The organism is Streptomyces pristinaespiralis (assembly GCF_001278075.1).
Taxonomy (GTDB): domain Bacteria; phylum Actinomycetota; class Actinomycetes; order Streptomycetales; family Streptomycetaceae; genus Streptomyces; species Streptomyces pristinaespiralis.
In genome coordinates this window covers 309,538-327,642 of record NZ_CP011340.1, presented here as the reverse complement: position 1 = coordinate 327,642, position 18,105 = coordinate 309,538, and the positions used below count along the sequence as shown (strand labels likewise).

Annotated in this window: 18 protein-coding genes and 1 pseudogene; 7 read left to right on the top strand and 12 right to left on the bottom strand. The window is 73.3% G+C overall.

All coding sequences use genetic code 11. The annotated features are described in order from the left end of the window. Nucleotides 1-91 precede the first annotated feature (91 nt). Together SPRI_RS01320 and SPRI_RS01315 are read right to left on the bottom strand one after the other, a co-directional pair. Complete coding sequence (locus tag SPRI_RS01320) at nucleotides 92-325, bottom strand: DUF6059 family protein (protein ID WP_037775585.1); 234 nt, start codon at nucleotides 323-325, stop codon at nucleotides 92-94. Then, entirely contained in the window at nucleotides 325-1,470 is a 1,146-nt protein-coding gene (locus SPRI_RS01315) for an acyl-CoA dehydrogenase family protein (RefSeq protein WP_050791650.1), read from the bottom strand. Before SPRI_RS01315 ends, SPRI_RS01320 begins: the two co-directional genes overlap by 1 nt. 161 nt (nucleotides 1,471-1,631) lie before the next feature. On the opposite strand from SPRI_RS01315, the gene SPRI_RS01310 reads away from it, so the two are divergent. Continuing rightward, complete coding sequence (locus tag SPRI_RS01310; RefSeq protein WP_005321652.1) at nucleotides 1,632-2,579, top strand: MBL fold metallo-hydrolase; 948 nt, start codon at nucleotides 1,632-1,634, stop codon at nucleotides 2,577-2,579. A gap of 79 nt (nucleotides 2,580-2,658) precedes the next feature. On the opposite strand, the gene SPRI_RS01305 is transcribed toward SPRI_RS01310, so the two are convergent. From SPRI_RS01305 to SPRI_RS01280, 6 genes are all read right to left on the bottom strand, one after another. After that, a complete protein-coding gene (locus SPRI_RS01305) occupies nucleotides 2,659-3,117 on the bottom strand; it encodes a nuclear transport factor 2 family protein (RefSeq protein ID WP_005321655.1) in 459 nt (152 codons plus the stop codon). 15 nt (nucleotides 3,118-3,132) lie between these two features. Then, complete coding sequence (locus SPRI_RS01300) at nucleotides 3,133-4,386, bottom strand: glycosyltransferase (protein WP_005321657.1); 1,254 nt, start codon at nucleotides 4,384-4,386, stop codon at nucleotides 3,133-3,135. After that, nucleotides 4,383-5,591 (bottom strand): ketosynthase chain-length factor, encoded by a 1,209-nt coding sequence (locus tag SPRI_RS01295; RefSeq protein ID WP_005321660.1) that lies wholly within the window; start codon nucleotides 5,589-5,591, stop codon nucleotides 4,383-4,385. Before SPRI_RS01295 ends, SPRI_RS01300 begins: the two co-directional genes overlap by 4 nt. Beyond that, a complete protein-coding gene (locus tag SPRI_RS01290) occupies nucleotides 5,588-6,862 on the bottom strand; it encodes a beta-ketoacyl-[acyl-carrier-protein] synthase family protein (RefSeq protein ID WP_005321663.1) in 1,275 nt (424 codons plus the stop codon). Before SPRI_RS01290 ends, SPRI_RS01295 begins: the two co-directional genes overlap by 4 nt. Continuing rightward, entirely contained in the window at nucleotides 6,859-7,113 is a 255-nt protein-coding gene (locus tag SPRI_RS01285) for an acyl carrier protein (RefSeq protein ID WP_005321667.1), read from the bottom strand. Before SPRI_RS01285 ends, SPRI_RS01290 begins: the two co-directional genes overlap by 4 nt. Nucleotides 7,114-7,186: 73 nt before the next feature. Continuing rightward, nucleotides 7,187-8,236 carry a ketoacyl-ACP synthase III family protein gene (locus SPRI_RS01280; RefSeq protein ID WP_005321670.1) on the bottom strand — a complete coding sequence of 350 codons (1,050 nt, stop codon included), beginning with the start codon at nucleotides 8,234-8,236 and terminating at the stop codon, nucleotides 7,187-7,189. 196 nt (nucleotides 8,237-8,432) lie between these two features. On the opposite strand from SPRI_RS01280, the gene SPRI_RS01275 reads away from it, so the two are divergent. Next, complete coding sequence (locus SPRI_RS01275) at nucleotides 8,433-9,440, top strand: acyltransferase domain-containing protein (RefSeq protein ID WP_005321673.1); 1,008 nt, start codon at nucleotides 8,433-8,435, stop codon at nucleotides 9,438-9,440. A gap of 30 nt (nucleotides 9,441-9,470) precedes the next feature. Further along, the gene (locus SPRI_RS01270) at nucleotides 9,471-10,502 is read left to right on the top strand and encodes an LLM class flavin-dependent oxidoreductase (protein WP_005321676.1); all 1,032 of its coding nucleotides are present in this window, start codon (nucleotides 9,471-9,473) and stop codon (nucleotides 10,500-10,502) included. 125 nt (nucleotides 10,503-10,627) lie between these two features. Here the strand turns inward: SPRI_RS01270 and SPRI_RS01265 are convergent, their stop codons facing one another. The 3 genes from SPRI_RS01265 to SPRI_RS01255 are packed head-to-tail and all read right to left on the bottom strand — an operon-like array spanning nucleotide 10,628 to nucleotide 13,228. Continuing rightward, nucleotides 10,628-11,371, bottom strand: coding sequence for an SDR family NAD(P)-dependent oxidoreductase (locus tag SPRI_RS01265; protein WP_037775588.1), 744 nt, complete (start codon nucleotides 11,369-11,371; stop codon nucleotides 10,628-10,630). 34 nt (nucleotides 11,372-11,405) lie between these two features. Further along, the gene (locus SPRI_RS01260; protein ID WP_005321681.1) at nucleotides 11,406-12,215 is read right to left on the bottom strand and encodes an SDR family NAD(P)-dependent oxidoreductase; all 810 of its coding nucleotides are present in this window, start codon (nucleotides 12,213-12,215) and stop codon (nucleotides 11,406-11,408) included. Beyond that, the gene (locus tag SPRI_RS01255) at nucleotides 12,212-13,228 is read right to left on the bottom strand and encodes an NHL repeat-containing protein (RefSeq protein ID WP_050791651.1); all 1,017 of its coding nucleotides are present in this window, start codon (nucleotides 13,226-13,228) and stop codon (nucleotides 12,212-12,214) included. Before SPRI_RS01255 ends, SPRI_RS01260 begins: the two co-directional genes overlap by 4 nt. A gap of 198 nt (nucleotides 13,229-13,426) precedes the next feature. Between SPRI_RS01255 and SPRI_RS01250 the strand changes: the two genes are divergently transcribed. The 4 genes from SPRI_RS01250 (at nucleotide 13,427) to SPRI_RS01235 (ending at nucleotide 17,643) form a co-directional block, all read left to right on the top strand. Then, nucleotides 13,427-14,494: a glucose-1-phosphate thymidylyltransferase gene (locus SPRI_RS01250; RefSeq protein ID WP_005321690.1), complete on the top strand. Its 1,068-nt coding sequence runs from the start codon at nucleotides 13,427-13,429 to the stop codon at nucleotides 14,492-14,494. Beyond that, complete coding sequence (gene rfbB / locus SPRI_RS01245) at nucleotides 14,491-15,498, top strand: dTDP-glucose 4,6-dehydratase (RefSeq protein ID WP_005321698.1); 1,008 nt, start codon at nucleotides 14,491-14,493, stop codon at nucleotides 15,496-15,498. The genes SPRI_RS01250 and rfbB overlap by 4 nt, the downstream gene beginning before the upstream one ends. A gap of 84 nt (nucleotides 15,499-15,582) precedes the next feature. Beyond that, a complete protein-coding gene (locus SPRI_RS01240) occupies nucleotides 15,583-16,506 on the top strand; it encodes a nitroreductase/quinone reductase family protein (RefSeq protein WP_005321700.1) in 924 nt (307 codons plus the stop codon). A gap of 3 nt (nucleotides 16,507-16,509) precedes the next feature. Further along, complete coding sequence (locus SPRI_RS01235; protein ID WP_005321702.1) at nucleotides 16,510-17,643, top strand: glycosyltransferase; 1,134 nt, start codon at nucleotides 16,510-16,512, stop codon at nucleotides 17,641-17,643. A 20-nt stretch (nucleotides 17,644-17,663) separates the two neighbouring features. Here SPRI_RS01235 and SPRI_RS39030 read toward each other — a convergent pair. Further along, nucleotides 17,664-17,939: pseudogene (locus SPRI_RS39030) on the bottom strand (IS200/IS605 family accessory protein TnpB-related protein); the annotation flags it as partial. Between the last annotated feature and the right edge of the window lie 166 nt (nucleotides 17,940-18,105).

Genomic DNA, 18,105 nt, shown 5'->3' with positions numbered 1-18,105 from the left:
ACCGAAAAGAAGAGAAGGGGCCCGGCGGACAGATGTCCGCCGGGCCCCTTCTCTTCTTTGTTCTCGGTGTGCCCGCACGGGCCGCGGCCGGTCAGCCGGCCCGCTGCCACTCCTCCAGCAGCGCCCGCTCCAGCGCCGTCAGCGGCACATCCGGCCGCAGCCGCTCCGGATGCCCCACGGGCGGCCGCAGCAGCAACGGCGGCCGCTGCGCCGCGGTCCGCGTGCTCTCACCCGCCAGATACACCCCGCCGCAGGCCACCAGACCCTGCCACACCGGCCGCAGGCACCGCCGCACCACCCGCACCGGCCACCGGCGGGCGGCCATCACCGCTCACCCGCCGCACGGCCCGCGTAGGCCGCCGCCGCCGGACCCAGCTGCAGCACCACGTGCCCGGCCGCCGAGTGCACATCGCGCCACAGCCGCTGCAGCGGAGTGTTCACGCTGTGCCCGCTGGTACCGGACGCCGCGAAGAGCCGGTCCACGACCCGAACCAGCATCTCGGCGGCCAGGGCGCAGTCACGCTGCGCGCGGGCCGTCTCCAGCGGCGTGGGAGCCGTGCCGCGGTCCGCGACCCGGGCGACCCGCTCCAGCAGCAGACGGGCCGCGTCCAGCTCGCCCGAGCAGCGGGCCAGCGTCTCCTCGTAGAAGCCGCGCCCCGGCCCGGGGCCCGGCGTGTAGGAGGCGGAAGCCAGCTTGGGCGCCGTGGACGCCGACCACAGCTCGAGGGCGCCCTGCGCGGCACCGAGCATCGGCAGGGTGAAGAACAGGCCGTTGACGGCCGGCAGCGGCACCGCGTGGCAGCCCTCCACCCCCTGCGGTGCCCGCCCGGTCAGAAGGTCCTGTGCGGAGAAGCTCAGCTCGTCGGCGACGAACACGTCCTCGGCGATCAGCGTGTTGCTGCCGCTCGCGCGCATCCCGACGTCCGACCAGGTGGTCTCGGTGCGGTAGGCGCCGCGGGGCAGGGCGAACAGCCGGGGGAGGGGCCGCCCCTCGCCCGCCGCGGCCGGGGCCGTCACCAGCGCCCAGTCGGAGTGGTCGACGACGCTGACGTACGGCCAGGTGCCGCCGACCCGCCAGCCGCCGTCCACCGCACGGGCCCGGCCCACCGGGGACACGGAGCCGACGATCACCGTGTCGGGGCCCTCGCGCCAGACCTCCTTGCGCCCGGCCTCGGGCAGGTAGGCGGCCATCCGCGACAGGCTCGCCACGATCGACGCGCTCCACGCGGTCGCCGGACAGCGCGCGCCGAGCGTGGTGATGCCCGCGGCCAGCTCGGTGAACGTCGCCGCGGCGCCACCGTGCGCGGCGGGCACGAAGTGCCGGGCGAAACCCGCCCCGACCAGGGCGCGCAGCACATCCGCGTCCATACGGCGCGCCTGCTCGGCCTGCTCGGCCCGCTCGGCGGCGAGCCGGGCGACAGTGCGCGCGGCGTCCGCCACACCGGACCCGTGCCGGAACTCGTCGGTCATCTGGGCTCCTTCTGCTCGGCGTGCCCCGGGGCGGGCCGTCACCTCGCAACGCTCTGACCGGCCGGTCGCGATCCGCTCAAATGCGCCTGGAGGGTCGAGGACGCCACAAGCGGCCCGCAGCAGACTCGGCCCGTTCCCGCCGTCTGCCGTGAGGAGAGGCCGTGCCGTCCAGCACCACCGTCCCTGCCCGAGCCCCCGCGCCCCCCGGCCGGGCGACGGAGGTCGCCCCGGGCGTCCACGCCTACCTCCAGCCGCCCGGCGGCTGGTGCCTGAACAACGCGGGCATCATCGTCTCCGGCGGCGAGAGCGCCCTCGTCGACACCGCCGCGACCGACTCCCGCGCCCGGCACCTGCGCACCACCGCCCTCGCCCTGAACGGGGCGAGCGCCCCCCGCACGGTCGTCAACACCCACTTCCACGGCGACCACGCCTTCGGCAACCACCTGTTCCCCGAGGCGCTCGTCATCGGCCACGAACGCACCCGCAGCGAGATGATCGCCGCCGGCCTGCACCTGACCGGCCTGTGGCCCGACGTCGACTGGGGCGACATCGAACTCGCCCCGCCCACCCTCACCTTCACCGACCGCCTCACCCTGCACGTCGGATCGGTGCGCGCCGAGCTGGAGCACATCGGCCCCGCGCACACCTCCAACGACACCGTCGTGTGGCTGCCCGAACAGAAGGTCCTGTTCACCGGCGACCTGGTCATGAACGGGGTGACACCGTTCTGCCTGATGGGCTCGATCACCGGCTCCCTGGCGGCCATGGAACGGCTGCGGGCCTTCGGCGCCACCACGATCGTCCCCGGCCACGGCCCCCTCGCCGGGCCCGAGGTGTTCGAGCAGACCGAGGGCTATCTGCGGCTGGTCCTCCAACTGGCCCGCGACGGCCACCGCGCGGGCCGCACCCCGGTCGAGGCCGCCCGCGACGCCGACCTCGGCCCCTACGGCACGCTCCTGGACAGCGAACGCCTGGTGCCCAACCTGCACCGCGCCTACGCCGAACTGGACGGCACCCCGGCAACCGACCCGCTGCCCATGCCCGTCATGCAGACGGCGCTCGGCGAGATGATCGAATACCACGGCCGGCTGCCCTGCTGCCTGGCCTGAACACCACCCGCACAAGGAAAAAGGGGGCGGCCCGCCGGCGGGCCGCCCCTCTCCTCGTGCCGGTGCGCCCGGCGCGGTGTCAGACCACGTAGTCCGGGCTGACCTTGCGGAACTTGGTGCGCAGCTCACCGTCCTCGTAGGCCAGGACATCGGTGACGAAGCAGCTCGGCCCGACCATCGGCTCCGAGACGCCGGGCCGCGTCTGCAGCACCACCGCGTAGTACTCGGTGCGCAGCGTGCCGTCGTCCTGGGGGAAGACCTGCAGCATGTTGAACCAGTGACGGCGCTGCACCGGGTCGGCGGCGTGCCGGGTGTTCTGGTACTCCCGGATCGCCGCGGCGATCGCGGTACGCCCCACCAGCGGGTCGGCGCCCGGACGGTGGTCGAAGACACCGTCACCGGTGAACGACGCGGCGAACTCCTCGGCCCGCATGGTGTCCAGGTGGCGCACCTGGCCGGCGTAGAACTGCTGCACCTGTGCGTACAGGGCACTGATGTCGAGGTCGGTGGACGGGGCGGTCGCCACGGTCGGGGTCACGGGAATCTCCTGAGGTCAAGACGTCATGGATTGCGCGGTCACGGACCGCACGGCACGGTCCAGTACCTGCGCGGGGCTGGGCTGGGCGGCCATCTCCGCGCTCACCTCGGCCGCCGCGCCGGCGAACGCCGGTTCGGTGAGCAGCTGCTGGACCAGGGCCCGCAGCCGCGGCCCGTCCGCCTCCGCCGGATCGAGCATCAGACCGACCTTGCGGTCCACCACCCGGCGCGCCACCAGCGGATTGTCGGAACCGCCGGGCAGGACCAGCTGCGGCACCGCGTAGTGCAGCGCGGTCGCCATCGTGCCCGAGCCGCCGTGGTGCACCACCAGCGAGCAGGTGGACAGGAACGTCGACAGCGGCAGGAAGCCCGCCACCCGCACATTGCCCGGCAGCTCCCCGAGCTTGGACAGGTCCGTCGAGTGGTCGGCGAGGATCACCTCGACGTCCAGCTCGCCCAGCCCCTGCAGCAGCGACGCCAGCGCGCCGCCGTCCGACAGGAGCGGCGTGACCGTGCCCAGCGTCAGACAGATCCGCGGCCGCTCGGGCCGCACCAGCGCCCACGCGGGCAGCTCCACACCGCCGTTGAAGGGCACGTAGCGCATCGGCCACCACGGGGTGCCGTCGCGGACGTCCGGCTCGTCGTGCGCCAGACCGCCCATGCTCGGCGCCCGCGGGTCGATCCGGGCGATCAGCTCCGGCTCACGGTCGCCGATGCCGAGCTCGGCGCGCAGCGCGGCCACCACGGGGGAGTCGTCGGCGACGATGCCGCTGCGGTCGTTGTGACCGGAGGTGCCGGTCACCTCCGGATCACGCATCGACCACGAGACCCGGTTGCCGACCTCCAGCGCCGGGATCCCCAGCGCCACCGCCGCCATCCGGCCGGCCTGGTGGTCGGAGGTGTAGACGATCAGCTCGGCGCCGAAGTCGCGGCCCGCGGTGATCGTGCCGCCGGTGGAGGCGAGCGTGAACAGCTCGAACGGCTTGAGCCGCCCGGCCAGTTCCCAGTAGCCCGTGGGCAGGTCCGGGTCCTCGAAATCGGCGGAGCCGGGCCCGGGGGCCTTGCCGGCGGCGGCGAGCATCAGGTCCGCGCCCACGTCGCGCCGCGGGAACACGTTCGCGATCGGCAGGCCCGACTCGGCGCCGACCTTCGTCATGTAGGCGGTGGTGGCCACCAGGATCTCGTGCCCGGCGGCCCGCGCCGCCCACACCAGCGGCACCAGCGGCAGCATCAGCCCGTAACCGGGCGCCGCGGCGAAAAGGATCCTCACGAGCGCACCACCATCGCCGAGTTGTAGCCGCCGTTGCCGCGGGCGACGACCAGCGCCGTGTGCAGCTCGGCCCGCCGCGGCCGGCCCGTCACCAGGTCCAGCCGGTACTCGTCCGGCACGTCGGTGACGTGCGCGGTGGCCGGGATGATCTGGTCACGCAGCGACAGCAGCGCGGCGACGACGTCCAACGGCGCCCCGCCCGCGTACAGCCGGCCCGTCAGCGCCTTGGGCGCGCTCACCGGCACCCCGCACGGCCCGAACACGGCGGCGAGCGCCTCGGCCTCGACCCGGTCCAGCTCCGGCACACCGCTCGCGTCCGCGAACACCACGTCCACCTCTTCGGGCGTGATCCGCGCGTCCTTCAGGGCCCCGCGGATCGCGGCGGCCAGCGCCGGCGGCCTGCCGGAACCCGGCCGCGGGTCGAACGTGGCCGCATGACCGGCGAGTTCGCCGTAGACGCACGCGCCCTCACGCTCCCGGGCCGCCTGCGCGTCCTGAAGGATCAGGTACGCGCCGCCCTCGCCCGGCACGTAACCGCTCGCCGCCGTGTCGAAGGGCAGGAACGCGCGCTGCGGGTCGTCGGCCTCGCTGATCCGCCCGGTGGCCAGGTGCGACACCCAGCCCCACGGGTCGTAGGAGGACTCCACCCCGCCCGCGATCGTCAGCGGCGTGCCGCGGCGGATGGTGCGCCGCGCCAGCGCGAGCGCGTCGAGACCGCCCGACTGGTCGGCCACCAGCACACTGCCGGAGCCGCGCATCCCGTGCCGGATCGAGATCTGGCCGGTGTTCGCCGCGCAGAACCAGGCGAACGACTCGTAGACGCTGACGCTCTCCGGCCCCTTGGTCCACAGCTTCTGGATCTCACGGTGGGTGAACTCGAAACCGCCGTGGGCGTTGGAGGAGATCACCCCCATGTCCAGGTCCGGCACGGACTCGAGGTCGATACCCGAGTCCTCGATCGCCGCCTGTGCCGCCACCAGCGCCAGCCGGGTCACCCGGTCGGTCTGCGGCAGCAGCCGGCCCGGCAGCGCCTGCGCGGCCTTGAAGTCGCGGATCTGGCCGGCGAGCCGGGACGGGTAGCCGCGGGCGTCGAACCGCTCGAGCGGGCCGATACCGCTGCGCTGCTCCAGCGTCGCGGTCCAGAACTCCTCGGTGGACTGCCCGTTGGGGGCCATGACGCCGAGCCCGGTGAACACCACTGTCATCGCGTCGCTCCTTGCAGCCTGCGGACAACCATCGCGCTCTGGAACCCGCCGAAGCCGCTGCCGACGGTCAGCGCCGTGTCGACCCTGGCCTCACGCGCCGTCACCGGCACGTAGTCGAGGTCGCACTCGGGGTCCTTCTCGTGCAGATTGGCCGTCGGCGGGATGACACCGTGCTCGATCGCCAGCGCACAGGCCGCGATCTCGATCGAACCGATCGCGCCGAGCGAGTGCCCGATCATCGACTTGATCGAGCTGACCGGCGTCGTGTACGCGTGCTCGCCCAGCGCCCGCTTGAAGGCGCCCGTCTCGTGCAGGTCGTTCTGCCGGGTGCCCGAGCCGTGCGCGTTGATGTAGTCCAGGCCGTCGCGCTCGACGCGGCCCTCGTCCATCGCCGCGCCGATCGCCTCGGCCATCTCCCGGCCCTTGGGGCTCAGACCCGTCATGTGGTAGCCGTTGCAGCGGTTGGCGTACCCGGCGATCTCGCCGTAGATCTTCGCCCCGCGCCGCCGGGCGTGCTCCAGCTCCTCGAGGACGAACATGGCCGCCCCCTCGGCGATGACGAACCCGTTACGGGTCGCGTCGAACGGGCGTGCCGCGGTGGCCGCATCGTCGTTACGGGGCGTCGTCGCCTTGATCGCGTCGAAGCAGGCGACCGCCAGCGGCGTGATCGCCGCCTCCGTCGCCCCCGCGAACACGACGTCCGCGCTGCCCTCGCTGATCAGCTGATGGGCGTTGCCCACCGCGTCGATGCCCGACGTGCAGCCCGTGGAGACGGTGTTGACCGGCCCTTCCGCGCGCATGTCCCAGCCGACCTCGGTGGCGATCGTCGCCGGCGTGAAGTAGTCGAACAGATGAGGGGACGCGTACGCGTGGTCGACCAGCCAGTTCCTGCCGGTGTCGGAGAGCACCAGGTACTCCCGCTCCAGGCTGGTGGCCGCGCCGATCGCCGTACCGACGCTCACCCCGGTCCGCGCCGGGTCGGCCGCATCGAGGTCCAGGCCGCTGTCGGCGAGCGCTTCACGCGCGGTCACCAGCGCGAACTGCGAGGCACGGTCGAGACGGCGGGTCTCACGGTGGCTCAGCCCGTGCGCCGCCGCGTCGAAGTCGACCTCGCCGGCGACCTGGGAGCGGAACTCGGACGGGTCGAAGGCGGCGATGCGGCGGGTCGCGGTACGGCCCGACGTCATCAGGTCCCAGAACGCCTCCGTACCGTCGCCGCCGGGGGCCAGGACCCCGATGCCCGTGATGACCGTCCGGCGCCGCCCGCTCATGCGGCGGCGACGGAACGCGAAAGCTCCGCCACGGTGTCGAGCAGCACCCGCGGAGTCTCCACGGTCGCGATGTCCTCGTCGGCGATCACCACACCGAACTCCTGCTTGATCCGGCCCGCGGTCTCCATCAGCGCCAGCGAGTCGTAACCGAGGTCGGCGAACGGGGTGTCCAGGATGTCCCCGTCCAGGCTCCCGGTCTCGTCCTCACCGGCGCACTCGACGAGGATCCTGCGGAGATCATCGATGGTCATGAAAATCTTCTCCCTCTCGTGAGCCGGCCCCGGTTGGCGGGGCGGCATACCTTCCGGACTCTGCGGCGAGGCGCTACAGGTCTGCTTGAGCGGCGGCGGACGCCGGCCAGGCGGGCACGTCGGTGAACTCCACGACCGCCGCCGACCAGGTGAAGCCACCGCCCACACCCAGCAGCAGCGCCCGCGCCCCCGCCCGCGCCCGCCCGCTCTCCACCAGATGCGTCAGACCCGCGAACTGGTCACCGGCCCCCAGATGCCCGATCCCGCGGCTCCAGGACCACAGCGTCCGCTCGGGGTCGATGCCGTAACGGCGGAAGAAGTTCACATCCAGACGGCGCCGGCCCAGGTGCGGCAGCACGAACCAGTCGATGTCCGCCTGCTGCGCCTTGGCCTCCTCCAGGGCCCGCTCGATCGTCTCCGTCTGCGCGTTCGCCATCCGCGCGACCGACCGCTGCCCCTCCGCGGTGCGCAGGTACACCCGGGTCGTCGCCTCGAAGTCGACGGGGCAGCGCACCGCCAGCGGCGCGTCACCCGGCGGGTCCTCGCCCCGATGCATCTCCTCGAGCCCCGGCTCCGACACCAGCACCAGCGACACCAGACGCGCGAAACCCCGCCCGCGGGCCACGACCGTCGCCGTCGCCCCGTCCGCCAGGACCGTGCCCGGATCGGTGCGCCAGCGGTCGATGCCCGGCGCGCAGAACCGGTCCGCCGTGGTGATCATCGCCGCGGGCGCCCCGGTGGCCGTCAGATGCGCGGCCGCCAGCTCGAGTGCGGCCATACCGCCGTTCGACGTCTGACGCACCTCCATCGCCGGGCAGCGGTTGCCCACCCCCAGCCGCTGGACGTACGACGCCGGCGCCCACATGTCGTAGCCCTGGTGGTAGAGCGACGCGTGCAGCAGCAGCGCGATGTCGTCGGGCACCACACCCGAACGCCCCAGAGCCGTACGGGCCGCGGCGACCGCCATGTCCGGCGGGCTCTGCTCGCCCACCGTCACACCCGTGCTCTGCATACGCCGCACGGACACCGCGTCGACCAGGCCACGGGCGACCGCCTCCTCGGCGGGCATCACCGCCGGCAGCCGGGTGGCGCAGGCGCGCAGATAGACGTCGTCCCACCGCACCGTCGCATCCTTCCTGGGGTACCTCGCCGGGCAACCGGCACCGGCCGAGCCTCGCCCCGCACGATGGACCCCTCCTCGAGCCGCACTCGGGACGGGCACCCGGCCCCGGCCGGGGACTGGACCGGTCCTCGAGCGAACCTCCACGCCCCCACGGCAGGTTGACGCCACCACCCGGACACCGCAGAAGGGCCCGCGCATGGACACCCTGCTCGACGCGCCCCGCGACGTGGTGCTGCTGCTGCCCGGCCAGGGCGCCCAGTACCCGCGCATGGCCGCCGGACTCTACGACAGCGACCCGGCGTTCACCGACGCCGTCGACCGGTGCCTGGCCCTGTTCCCCGACGGCGAGCTGCTGCGCGACGACTGGCTCGCCGAGCAGCCCGCCATCGGCATCGACGACGTACGCCGCGCCCAGCCGCTGCTGTTCACCCTCGACTACGCGCTCGGCCGCATGGTGCTCTCCTGGGGCGTACGCCCCGCCGCGCTCCTCGGCCACAGCGTCGGCGAACTCGCCGCGGCCACCCTGGCCGGCGTGTTCACCCTCGAGGACGCCGTGGCCGTCATGCACGACCGGGTCACCCGCATCGCCCCCACCGAACCGGGCGGCATGCTGACCGTCGCCGGCACCCCCGACGACCTGCGCCCCTTCCTCGCCCGCCACCCCCACATCGCGATCGGCGCACGCAACGCCCCCCGGCAGACCGTCCTCGCCGGCCTGAGCGCCCCCCTGCGGGCCATCGCGGCCGACCTGCGCGGCGCGGGCATCACCACCCTGCCGGTCGCCGCCCACCACCCCTTCCACAGCCCGGTCCTCGCACCGCTGTTCAGGGACCTGACGCTGTACCGGCGGATCACCGCCCACCCGCCGCTCTTCCCGCTGTGGTCGGCCTTCACCCGCACCCGCCTGGAGGCGGACACCGTCGCCGACCCGGCCCTGTGGGCCGGCCACCCCGTCGCCCCCGTGCACTTCTGGCCCACCCTCGACAAACTCCTGTCCACCGGCCGCCACCTGCTGCTGGAGACCGGCCCGGGCAAGGGCCTCACCACGATCGCCTGCCGCCACCGCTCCGTGAAACTCGGCCGTCACACCGCCGCCGCGCTGCTGCCCGCCCGGCCCCGCACCCCCGACGACGACCGGCTCCACACCGACCGCGCCCGCGAACTGCTGCACACCACCACGGCCCTGGCCCCCCAGCCGGCCTGACCGCCCCCGCCCACCAGAAGGACACCGCTCATGCGCCTGGCAGTGAACCTCCCCTACCAGGGGGCCGGCGAACTGGCCCGCGAGGCCGAACGCCTCGACTACGACATCGCGTTCGCCTCGGAAGGCCTCAAGTCCGATGCCGTCAGCGTCCTGGGCCTGGCCGCCGGCCTGACCAGCCGCATCGCGCTCGCCTCCGGCATCATGCAGATCCCCGCCCGCCCGCCGGGCGCCGCGGCCCTGTCCGCCGCCACCCTCCACGCCCTCAGCGGCGGCCGCTTCCGCCTCGGCCTCGGCGTGTCCAACCCGCACGTCTCCGACGGCTGGTACGGCGTCGACTTCGCCCACCCCCTGGGCCGCACCCGCGAATACGTCGACATCGTCCGCCGCGCCCTGGCCGGCGGCCCCGTCCGCTACGACGGCACCCACTTCAAGCTGCCCGCCCACGGCCTCGGCGGCGCGCCGCTGACCGTCCTCACCGAACGGCCCGACACCCCGATCCCCGTCTACCTCGGCGCGGTCGGCCCGCAGAGCCTGCGCCTGGCGGGGGAGATCGCCGACGGCTGGGTCAGCGGCTTCACCACCCCGCAGCTCGTCGCCGACTCCGTCACCCGGCTCGCCGCCGGCCGCGAACGCGCCGGACGGACCCTCGACGGCTTCGAGGTCATCCCCTACACGGCCGTGTCCGTCGCCGACGACCTCGAACAGGCCGCCGCACCGCTGCGCACGCACTACACCGGGCTGCTCGCCATCGGCGGCGCCGACAACTTTTACTGCCGGCTCGCCCGCGGCATGGGCTTCGACGCCGGCATCGACGCCTTCCAGGACCGCCTGGCCGCCGGCGACCGCCCCGGCGCCGCCGCAGCGATCCCGCTGGACTTCATCGACGCGACCGCCCTCCTCGGCCCCGTCGGCCGCATCGCGGACCGCATGCACGCCTGGGCCCGGGCCGGCGTCACCACGCTGAGCGTCCTCATCTCCGCGAACGACACGCCCCTCAATGCGCGCAAGCACACCCTGGCGGCCGCGGCCCAGGCCCTGGAGAAGGCGGGCCTGCGCACCTGAGCCCCCGAGACACCCCCGCCCCGGACCCCCTGCCGGGGCGGGGGCCCCGTTCACCGCCCCGGACCGTGTGCCGACGAAGCCCCGGCCCCCGCCCGCACGGAAACCGGGACAGGGGCCGGGGCAGGTCAGCGGACCAGGGTGCCGCCCCCGTCGACCATCAGGACCTGACCCGTCGTGTACGTGGCACGGATCAGCGACAGGACCGCTTCCGAGACGTCCTCCGGCCGGCCCACACGCCGCAGCGGGGCGACCGCGGCGACCTGCTCGGCGATGGCCGCGAAGAAGTCGCTGCCCTCGGTCCAGCCCGTTTCCACCAGACCCGGCGCGACCGCGTTGACCCGCACCTGGGGGCCCATCGCCACCGCGAGCAGACGGGTCATGTGCTCCACGGCCGCCTTGCTCACCGCGTACGGGATCGAACTGCCCGTCGGCCGGCTGCCGGCCACCGAGGAGACGTTGACCACCACGCCCTCGCCGCTCTCGCGCAGCGCCGGCATCGCGGCCACCGTCGTCTGCCAGGTGCCGAAGACGTTCAGATCGAAGATCTCCCGCCACACCGCCGGACTCGCCGCCTCCAGATCCGCGTGCGGAACCGCCCGCGTCACACCGGCGTTGTTGACCAGGATGTCCAGACGCCCGTAGTGCTCGACGGCACGGGCCACCAGCCGGCGGGCCTGGTCCTCGTCCGAGACGTCCGCCTGGACGTACAGGGCGTCGGGCAGCGACGCCGCCACCTTCTCGCCCGCCTCCACCGAACGCGCCGAGTTGACGACGACGCTGATGTTCTCGGCGGCCAGCCTGCGGGCCACCGTCTCGCCGATGCCCGTCGACGAACCCGTCACCAGGGCCACGCGTCGCTGAGTGCTCATCACCAGGTGCTCCCTGCTCTCGAGGACGTGCCGGTCAGTAGTTGCCCAGGCCGCCGCAGACATTGAGCGCCTGCGCGGTCACGGCCGCCGCGTCCTCGCCGACCAGGTACTCGACCATCGCGGCGACCTCCCGCACCTGCACGTAACGGCCGTTGGGCACCCGGGTGGTGATGCGCTCGTACGCCTCCTGCTCGGTGACCCCCCACGCGCCCGCGTAACCGGCACGGACCTTCTCCGCCATCGGCGTCTCGACGAAACCGGGGCACACCGCGTTGACGGTGATGCCGGTACGGGCCAGCTCCAGGCCGAGCGCCTTGCTGAAGCCCACCACACCGTGCTTGGACGCCGAGTACGGGGCCGCCAGGACCACGCCCTGCTTGCCGCCCGTCGAGGCGATGTTGATGATCCGGCCGCGGCCCGCCTCCTGCATCCCGCCCGCCGTCAACACTTCCTTGGTGACCCGGAAGACACTGGTCAGATTGGTGGCGATGACATCGGTCCACAGCTCGTCGGTGATCTCCGCGGTCGGACCCCCGCCGCTGCGGCCGGCGTTGTTGACCAGGATCCGTATCGGACCGTGCTGCTCGACGACCGTGCGCACCAGCTCCGCGATCTGCTCCTGCTCCCGCACGTCGCACACCGAGCCGGTGACCGCGAGGCCCTCCTCCACGAGCTCCTTGACCGTGCTGCTCACCGTCTCCTGCGAACGACCGCACAGATGCACCGGCGTCCCCGCCGACGCCAGCCGCCGCACGATCTCCAGACCGATGCCGCTGGTGCCGCCCGTCACCAGCGCGACCCGCTGCTCCCGCGTCCCGCCCTGGCCCTTGGTGGTCTCGCTCATGCCGTCTCCTCCTGTGTGTGTGCGCTGCGGTGGGTGCGCCGTACCAGGGGCACGGCGGTCGAGTGGTACGGGGTCTGGTGGGTCGGCGTCGTCGGGCCGAAGTTCGACACGTAGAGCCGGTCGCCGTGGACGGCGACGGCCGACGGCCCGTCGAAGTCGGGGTCGGTGATCCGGGTGACCGGCACGGCACGGGTGCCGGCCGCGTCCAGCCGCAGCACATCGACCGCGTCGCGCTGGGCGACGTACGCGGTGGTGCCGTCGAGCCGGATGCCGTTGCCGGACGGCAGCACGGCGCCGCCGAGCGGGATCCGCAGGGCGGCGCCGGTGGCCGGATCCACCCGCATCAGAGCGCCCCCGGCGAGCAGGTGCACCACGATCAGCGCCCGGCCGTCCGGCGTCGGCGAGATCCCCAGCGCCGTCACCTCGCCCGGAGCGCCCTGCACCCAGTCACCGGACAGCGGCACACTCTCCACCTGCCGCGCCGACGGCAGTTCACCGCGCGGCCCCAGCGGGATCCGGTACAGCACCGGGCGGAAGGCGTCGGTGACGTAGGCCGCGTCCGCCAGCACCGCCACATCGGCGACGACCGTGCCCTCACCGCCCAGCCGGTACGAGGCGAGGTCCCGGCCGGTGGTCACGTCCATCACCCGCGCCAGGCCGCTGTAGGCGCCGCTGATGAACAGCCGCCCGCGGCAGTCGAGCGCGATGCCCGCCGCGCTGTTGCCCTCGCCCAGGTCGGGGGAGATCACCTCGCCCCGCCCGGTGGCCAGATCGGCCCGGTAGATCTCCCCGCCGAACAGGGAGCCGTAGTACGCGTAGGGCAGCCGGCCGGCGGCGACACCGCCCGGGTGGAACCCGGTCGGCAGCTCGATCCTGACCGGCCACGCCCCCGGGCCCCGGGGCCGGGGCGCCGCGGCCCAGGCGTTCGCGGCGGCCGGGCCGGCGAACGCGGCGCCGGCACCCAGGGCTGCGCCGAGCCCCAGCAGGCGGCGCCGGGACAGTGTGCTGTGCATGGCGAATGTCTCCCGTTTCCGACTCGGGTCGTCCGGTCCTTTCCGGCCGACCCTGGTTTTCGGTCATCCGTCGAGGTGCGACTGTGCCACCGACACGGCGGGCGGGGCCCGGTCATGGACACGTGCTGGAGCGGAGGTCCGCCTGCGCCCGATCCGGTCCCCAGCCGGATTTGAGCGCGGCCCCATAGCGTCCGGGCCATGAAGGCTCTCGTCCTGTCCGGAGGTTCAGGCACGCGCCTGCGGCCCTTCACCCACACCGCGCCCAAGCAACTGGTCCCGGTGGCCAACAAGCCCGTCCTCTACTACGTCCTGGAAGCCGTCGCGGAAGCCGGCATCACCGAGGTCGGCATCGTCGTCGGCGACACCGCCGACGAGATCCGCGACGCCGTCGGCGACGGCGCACGATTCGGCCTGGAGGTGACCTACCTGCCGCAGGAGGCACCCCTCGGCCTCGCCCACGCGGTGCTGATCGCCCGCGAGTTCCTCGCCGACGACGACTTCGTCATGTACCTCGGCGACAACTTCGTCGTCGGCGGCATCGCCGACCTCGTCACCGGGTTCCGCGCCGAACGCCCCGACGCGCAGATCCTGCTGACCCGGGTGCCCGACCCGTCCGCGTTCGGCGTCGCCGAACTCGACGACGAGGGACGGGTCGTGGGCCTGGAGGAGAAGCCCGCCAAACCCAAGAGCGACCTCGCGCTCGTCGGCATCTACCTGTTCACCCCCGCCGTGCACGAGGCGGTCCGCGCCATCGAACCGTCGGAGCGCGGCGAACTGGAGATCACCCACGCCATCCAGCGGCTCATCGACGACGGGCACGACGTGCGCTCCACGACGATCAGCGGCTACTGGAAGGACACCGGCAACGTCACCGACATGCTCGAGGTGAACCGGTCCGTCCTCGAAGGCATCGAACCGCACACCGCCGGCACCGTCGACGCCGCCAGCGAACTCATCGGCCGGGTCCGCGTCGAGGCCGGCGCGGAGGTCCGCGGCTCACGCATCGTCGGCCCCGCCGTCATCGGCACGGGCACCCTCATCAGCGGCTCCTACGTCGGCCCCTACACCTCGATCGCGGAGAACTGCCTCATCGAGGACAGCGAGATCGAATTCTCCATCGTGCTGCGCGACTCCCGCCTCGAAGGCGTGCCCCGCGTCCAGGCCTCCCTCATCGGACGCAGCGTGACCGTCACCCCCGCCCCGCGGATACCGGCCACCAACCGGCTCATCCTCGGCGACCACAGCAAGGTGCAGATCTCCTCATGACGACCCGAATCCTGGTGACCGGCGGAGCCGGCTTCATCGGCTCCCACTACGTGCGCACCCTCCTGGGCCCCCACGGCGACCCGGACGTGACCGTCACCGTCCTCGACGCGCTCACCTACGCCGGCAACCCGGCCAACCTCGACGCCGTCCGCGACAACCCCCGGTTCACCTTCGTCCACGGCGACATCTGCGACGCCGGCCTCGTCGACACCCTGATGCCCCGCCACGACCAGGTCGTCCACTTCGCCGCCGAGTCCCACGTCGACCGCTCCATCGCCGGCGCGGCCGACTTCGTCCGCACCAACGTCGCCGGCACCCAGACCCTGCTGGACGCGGCCCTGCGCCACGGCCCCACCACCTTCGTCCACATCTCCACCGACGAGGTGTACGGCTCGATCGACATCGGCTCCTGGCCCGAGACCGACCCCCTCGCCCCCAACTCCCCCTACTCCGCCGCCAAGGCCTCGAGCGACCTCATCGCCCTGGCCCACCACCGCACCCACGGCCTCGACGTGCGCATCACCCGCTGCTCCAACAACTACGGGCCGCACCAGTACCCGGAGAAGGTCGTCCCGCTGTTCATCACCCGCCTCCTCACGGGCCGCCGCGTGCCGCTGTACGGCGACGGCGGCAACGTCCGCGACTGGCTGCACGTCGACGACCACGTCCGGGGCATCGAACTCGTCCGCACCAAGGGCCGCTCCGGCGAGGTCTACAACATCGGCGGCGGCACCGAACTGTCCAACAAGGAACTCACCGCACTGCTCCTGGACGCCTGCGACGCCGACTGGTCCAGCGTCGACCACGTCGCCGACCGCAAGGGCCACGACCGGCGCTACTCGGTCGACTGCCGCAAGATCACCCGCGAACTGGGCTACGAACCGCGCACCGACTTCACCGACGGCCTGGCCCGCACCGTCGCCTGGTACCGCGACAACCGCGCCTGGTGGCAGCCGCTCGAGGAGCGCTCGAGCGCCGGTCGAGGAACCGGCGGCCATCCTTGACCGGCCGGTGACCGGCCGGTGATCGTCGAACCGGTGCCCCGCCGGTTCGAACACTGACGCAACAACCGAGGAGAACGCATTTCCATGGCAGACGAGCTGCAGCCCTTTGTCGCGGACTGGAACCGGCCGGTCGTCGAGGAGTTCCGGGCCAACGGCGGCAAGGTCGGCGGACCGTTCGCGGGCGGCACCCTGGCGCTGCTGACCACCGCCGGCGCCAGGAGCGGCCGCGCGACCACCAGCCCCGTCGGCTACATGGAGATCGACGGCAAGGGCGTCGTCATCGCCTCGGCGGGCGGCGGCCCCAAGAACCCCGCCTGGTACCACAACCTGCGCGCCAACCCCCTCCTGACCGTCGAGGTCGGCACCGAGAAGTACCAGGCCAGGGCCACCGTCCTGGAGGGCGAGGAGCGGGAACGGGTCTTCGCGAAGGCCTGCGGGATCGCCCCCGGCTACGCCGACTACCAGAAGAACACCGAGCGGATCATCCCCGTCGTCGTCCTCGAGACCGAGACCTACGACGACGGGCGCCGCGCCCGCGGCCTGGGCCAGGAACTGACCGAGATCCACGGCTGGCTGCGCGGCGAGATCGCCGAACTGCGCCGCCAGGTCGCCGACTTCGCCGCCGGACGCGCCGACACCGTCGACATCGGCGACAGCACCCTGCTGCAGCAGCTGCGCGACAACTGCCTCAGCTTCTGCAAGGCGCTGGAGGTCCACCACGGCGGCGAGGACCAGGGCGCCTTCCCCGTCCTGGAGTCGAAGTTCCCCGGCCTCGCGCCGACCCTGGCCAAGCTCCGCGAGGAGCACAAGGTCGTCTCACAGCTGCGCGGCGACATCGCCGACCTCGTCACCCGCCTGGAGCCGGGCGACCCGCAGGGCCTGCAACACGAGCTGGAGCGCCTGACCGGCGAACTGGAGCGCCACTTCGACCACGAGGAGGCCGCGGTCGTCGCCGCGCTCGACGCACTGGCCTTCGCCCCCGCCCACCGCGGCGCGCCCCCGGCCTGAACCATGCGGATCCTCTTCCTCGCCGGCGGCAGTCCGGCCACCGTGTTCGCCCTCGTGCCGCTGGCCACCGCCGCCCGCAACGCCGGCCACCAGGTGCTCATGGCGGCCACCGCCGACATGAGCGGCGTCATCACCTCCGCCGGACTGCCCGCCGCGCCCGTCACCGAGCGGACGATGCGCGACTTCATGCTGGCCGACCGCGACGGCACCGCGCTGACGCTGCCGGCGGACGCGGGGGAGAGGATGCACTTCGGCGGCCGCGGCTTCGGCCGGCTGGCCGCCGGCAGCCTGCCCGCGCTGCGGGAGGCGGGCCGCGACTGGCGCCCGGACGCCGTCGTCGGCGGCACCCTCGCCTTCGGCGCCGCGCTGCTGGCCGCCGAGCTGAAGATCCCGTACGTGCGGCACGCCTGGGACATGGGCGAGCCCGCCGAGATGGACCGGGGCGCCGAGGACGAACTGGCCCCCGAACTCAGGGCCCTGGGCCTGACGTCCCTGCCCGCGCCTGACCTGTGGATCGACATCTGCCCGCCCAGCGTCGCGGACCCCGGCGCACCCGCCGGCCGGACCATGCGGTTCGTGCCCTGCGGCCGCCAGCAGCCGCTGGAACGCTGGATGTACACCCCCTCCCAGCGGCGCCGGGTCTGCGTGACGGCGGGCAGCCGGGTCAGCAAGGACTACGAGTTCGACCACCTCGACGCCCTCGTCTCCCACGTCGCCGGTCCGGACGTGGAAGTCGTCGCCGCCGCCCCCGAGGACGTCGCGGCGGCCCTGCGCGAACGGCACCCCGGCCTGCGCGCCGGCTGGCTGCCGCTGGACACGGTCCTGCACACCTGCGACCTGCTCGTGCACTCCGGCGGCGGCCAGAGCGCGCTGACGGCCGTGCACGCGGGTGTGCCGCAGCTCGTCGTCCCCACCATGCCGAAGGTCCTCGCCCCCAACCAGCGCCTGGCCGCCTACGGCGCGGCCCGCGTCCTGCCACCGGGCGAGGACGGCCCCGAGACCGTCGCCGCCGCCTGCCGCGACATGCTGGCCACCCCCTCCTACGCCCGGCGCGCCGGAACCCTCGCCGCCGAACTGGCCGCCCTGCCGGGCCCGGCAGAGACCCTCACCGCGGTTCAGGCCCTGACCCGCACCTGACCGCACCTCCGCGACCGTTCCTAGTCAGTGAGCAGGAGTGAGTCTTGGACCCATTCCTGGTCGCTGCGGGCACCCCGAACGGTGTTGGGTGCCCTGGTTGCCCGCGTTCGTTCCGCGTCCGGGGGCACGCATCGTGTGCGTGGTCCGGGGATGCGGGGGCGGGTTTCCTCACGCCCAGGGGCACGCCGGTCGGCCTGGACGGTCCGATGCCCCGCACGATCGCTCTGGTCGTGCGGGGGCGGTGTCGTCCGTCGCCGGATCGGGTGCCCTTGGGCGCGTCTGCCGATCGCGACCGAAGGTCCGGTGACCACGAACGGCGCCGCCACCTCCCGCAGACCGCCCACGGTGATCACCACCCCTCCTGTCCTGGACCACACACACCCGCCACCACCCCCAACGACCACCACCCGCAAAGGTCACCCATTCGACAGACGAACCCCCGTCCACCCCGCGAGCCCTCAC

Excerpts from the sequence above, each read along its gene's own strand:
- rfbB (WP_005321698.1), top strand. The coding sequence starts at position 14,491 with ATGACGACCCGAATCCTGGTGACCGGCGGAGCCGGCTTCATCGGCTCC.
- SPRI_RS01320 (WP_037775585.1), bottom strand. The coding sequence starts at position 325 with ATGGCCGCCCGCCGGTGGCCGGTGCGGGTGGTGCGGCGGTGCCTGCGG.
- SPRI_RS01285 (WP_005321667.1), bottom strand. The coding sequence starts at position 7,113 with ATGACCATCGATGATCTCCGCAGGATCCTCGTCGAGTGCGCCGGTGAG.
- SPRI_RS01270 (WP_005321676.1), top strand. The coding sequence starts at position 9,471 with ATGCGCCTGGCAGTGAACCTCCCCTACCAGGGGGCCGGCGAACTGGCC.
- SPRI_RS01295 (WP_005321660.1), bottom strand. The coding sequence starts at position 5,591 with ATGACAGTGGTGTTCACCGGGCTCGGCGTCATGGCCCCCAACGGGCAG.
- SPRI_RS01260 (WP_005321681.1), bottom strand. The coding sequence starts at position 12,215 with ATGAGCGAGACCACCAAGGGCCAGGGCGGGACGCGGGAGCAGCGGGTC.
- SPRI_RS01255 (WP_050791651.1), bottom strand. The coding sequence starts at position 13,228 with ATGCACAGCACACTGTCCCGGCGCCGCCTGCTGGGGCTCGGCGCAGCC.
- SPRI_RS01250 (WP_005321690.1), top strand. The coding sequence starts at position 13,427 with ATGAAGGCTCTCGTCCTGTCCGGAGGTTCAGGCACGCGCCTGCGGCCC.
- SPRI_RS01275 (WP_005321673.1), top strand. The coding sequence starts at position 8,433 with ATGGACACCCTGCTCGACGCGCCCCGCGACGTGGTGCTGCTGCTGCCC.
- SPRI_RS01290 (WP_005321663.1), bottom strand. The coding sequence starts at position 6,862 with ATGAGCGGGCGGCGCCGGACGGTCATCACGGGCATCGGGGTCCTGGCC.
- SPRI_RS01235 (WP_005321702.1), top strand. The coding sequence starts at position 16,510 with ATGCGGATCCTCTTCCTCGCCGGCGGCAGTCCGGCCACCGTGTTCGCC.
- SPRI_RS01265 (WP_037775588.1), bottom strand. The coding sequence starts at position 11,371 with ATGAGCACTCAGCGACGCGTGGCCCTGGTGACGGGTTCGTCGACGGGC.
- SPRI_RS01315 (WP_050791650.1), bottom strand. The coding sequence starts at position 1,470 with ATGACCGACGAGTTCCGGCACGGGTCCGGTGTGGCGGACGCCGCGCGC.
- SPRI_RS01240 (WP_005321700.1), top strand. The coding sequence starts at position 15,583 with ATGGCAGACGAGCTGCAGCCCTTTGTCGCGGACTGGAACCGGCCGGTC.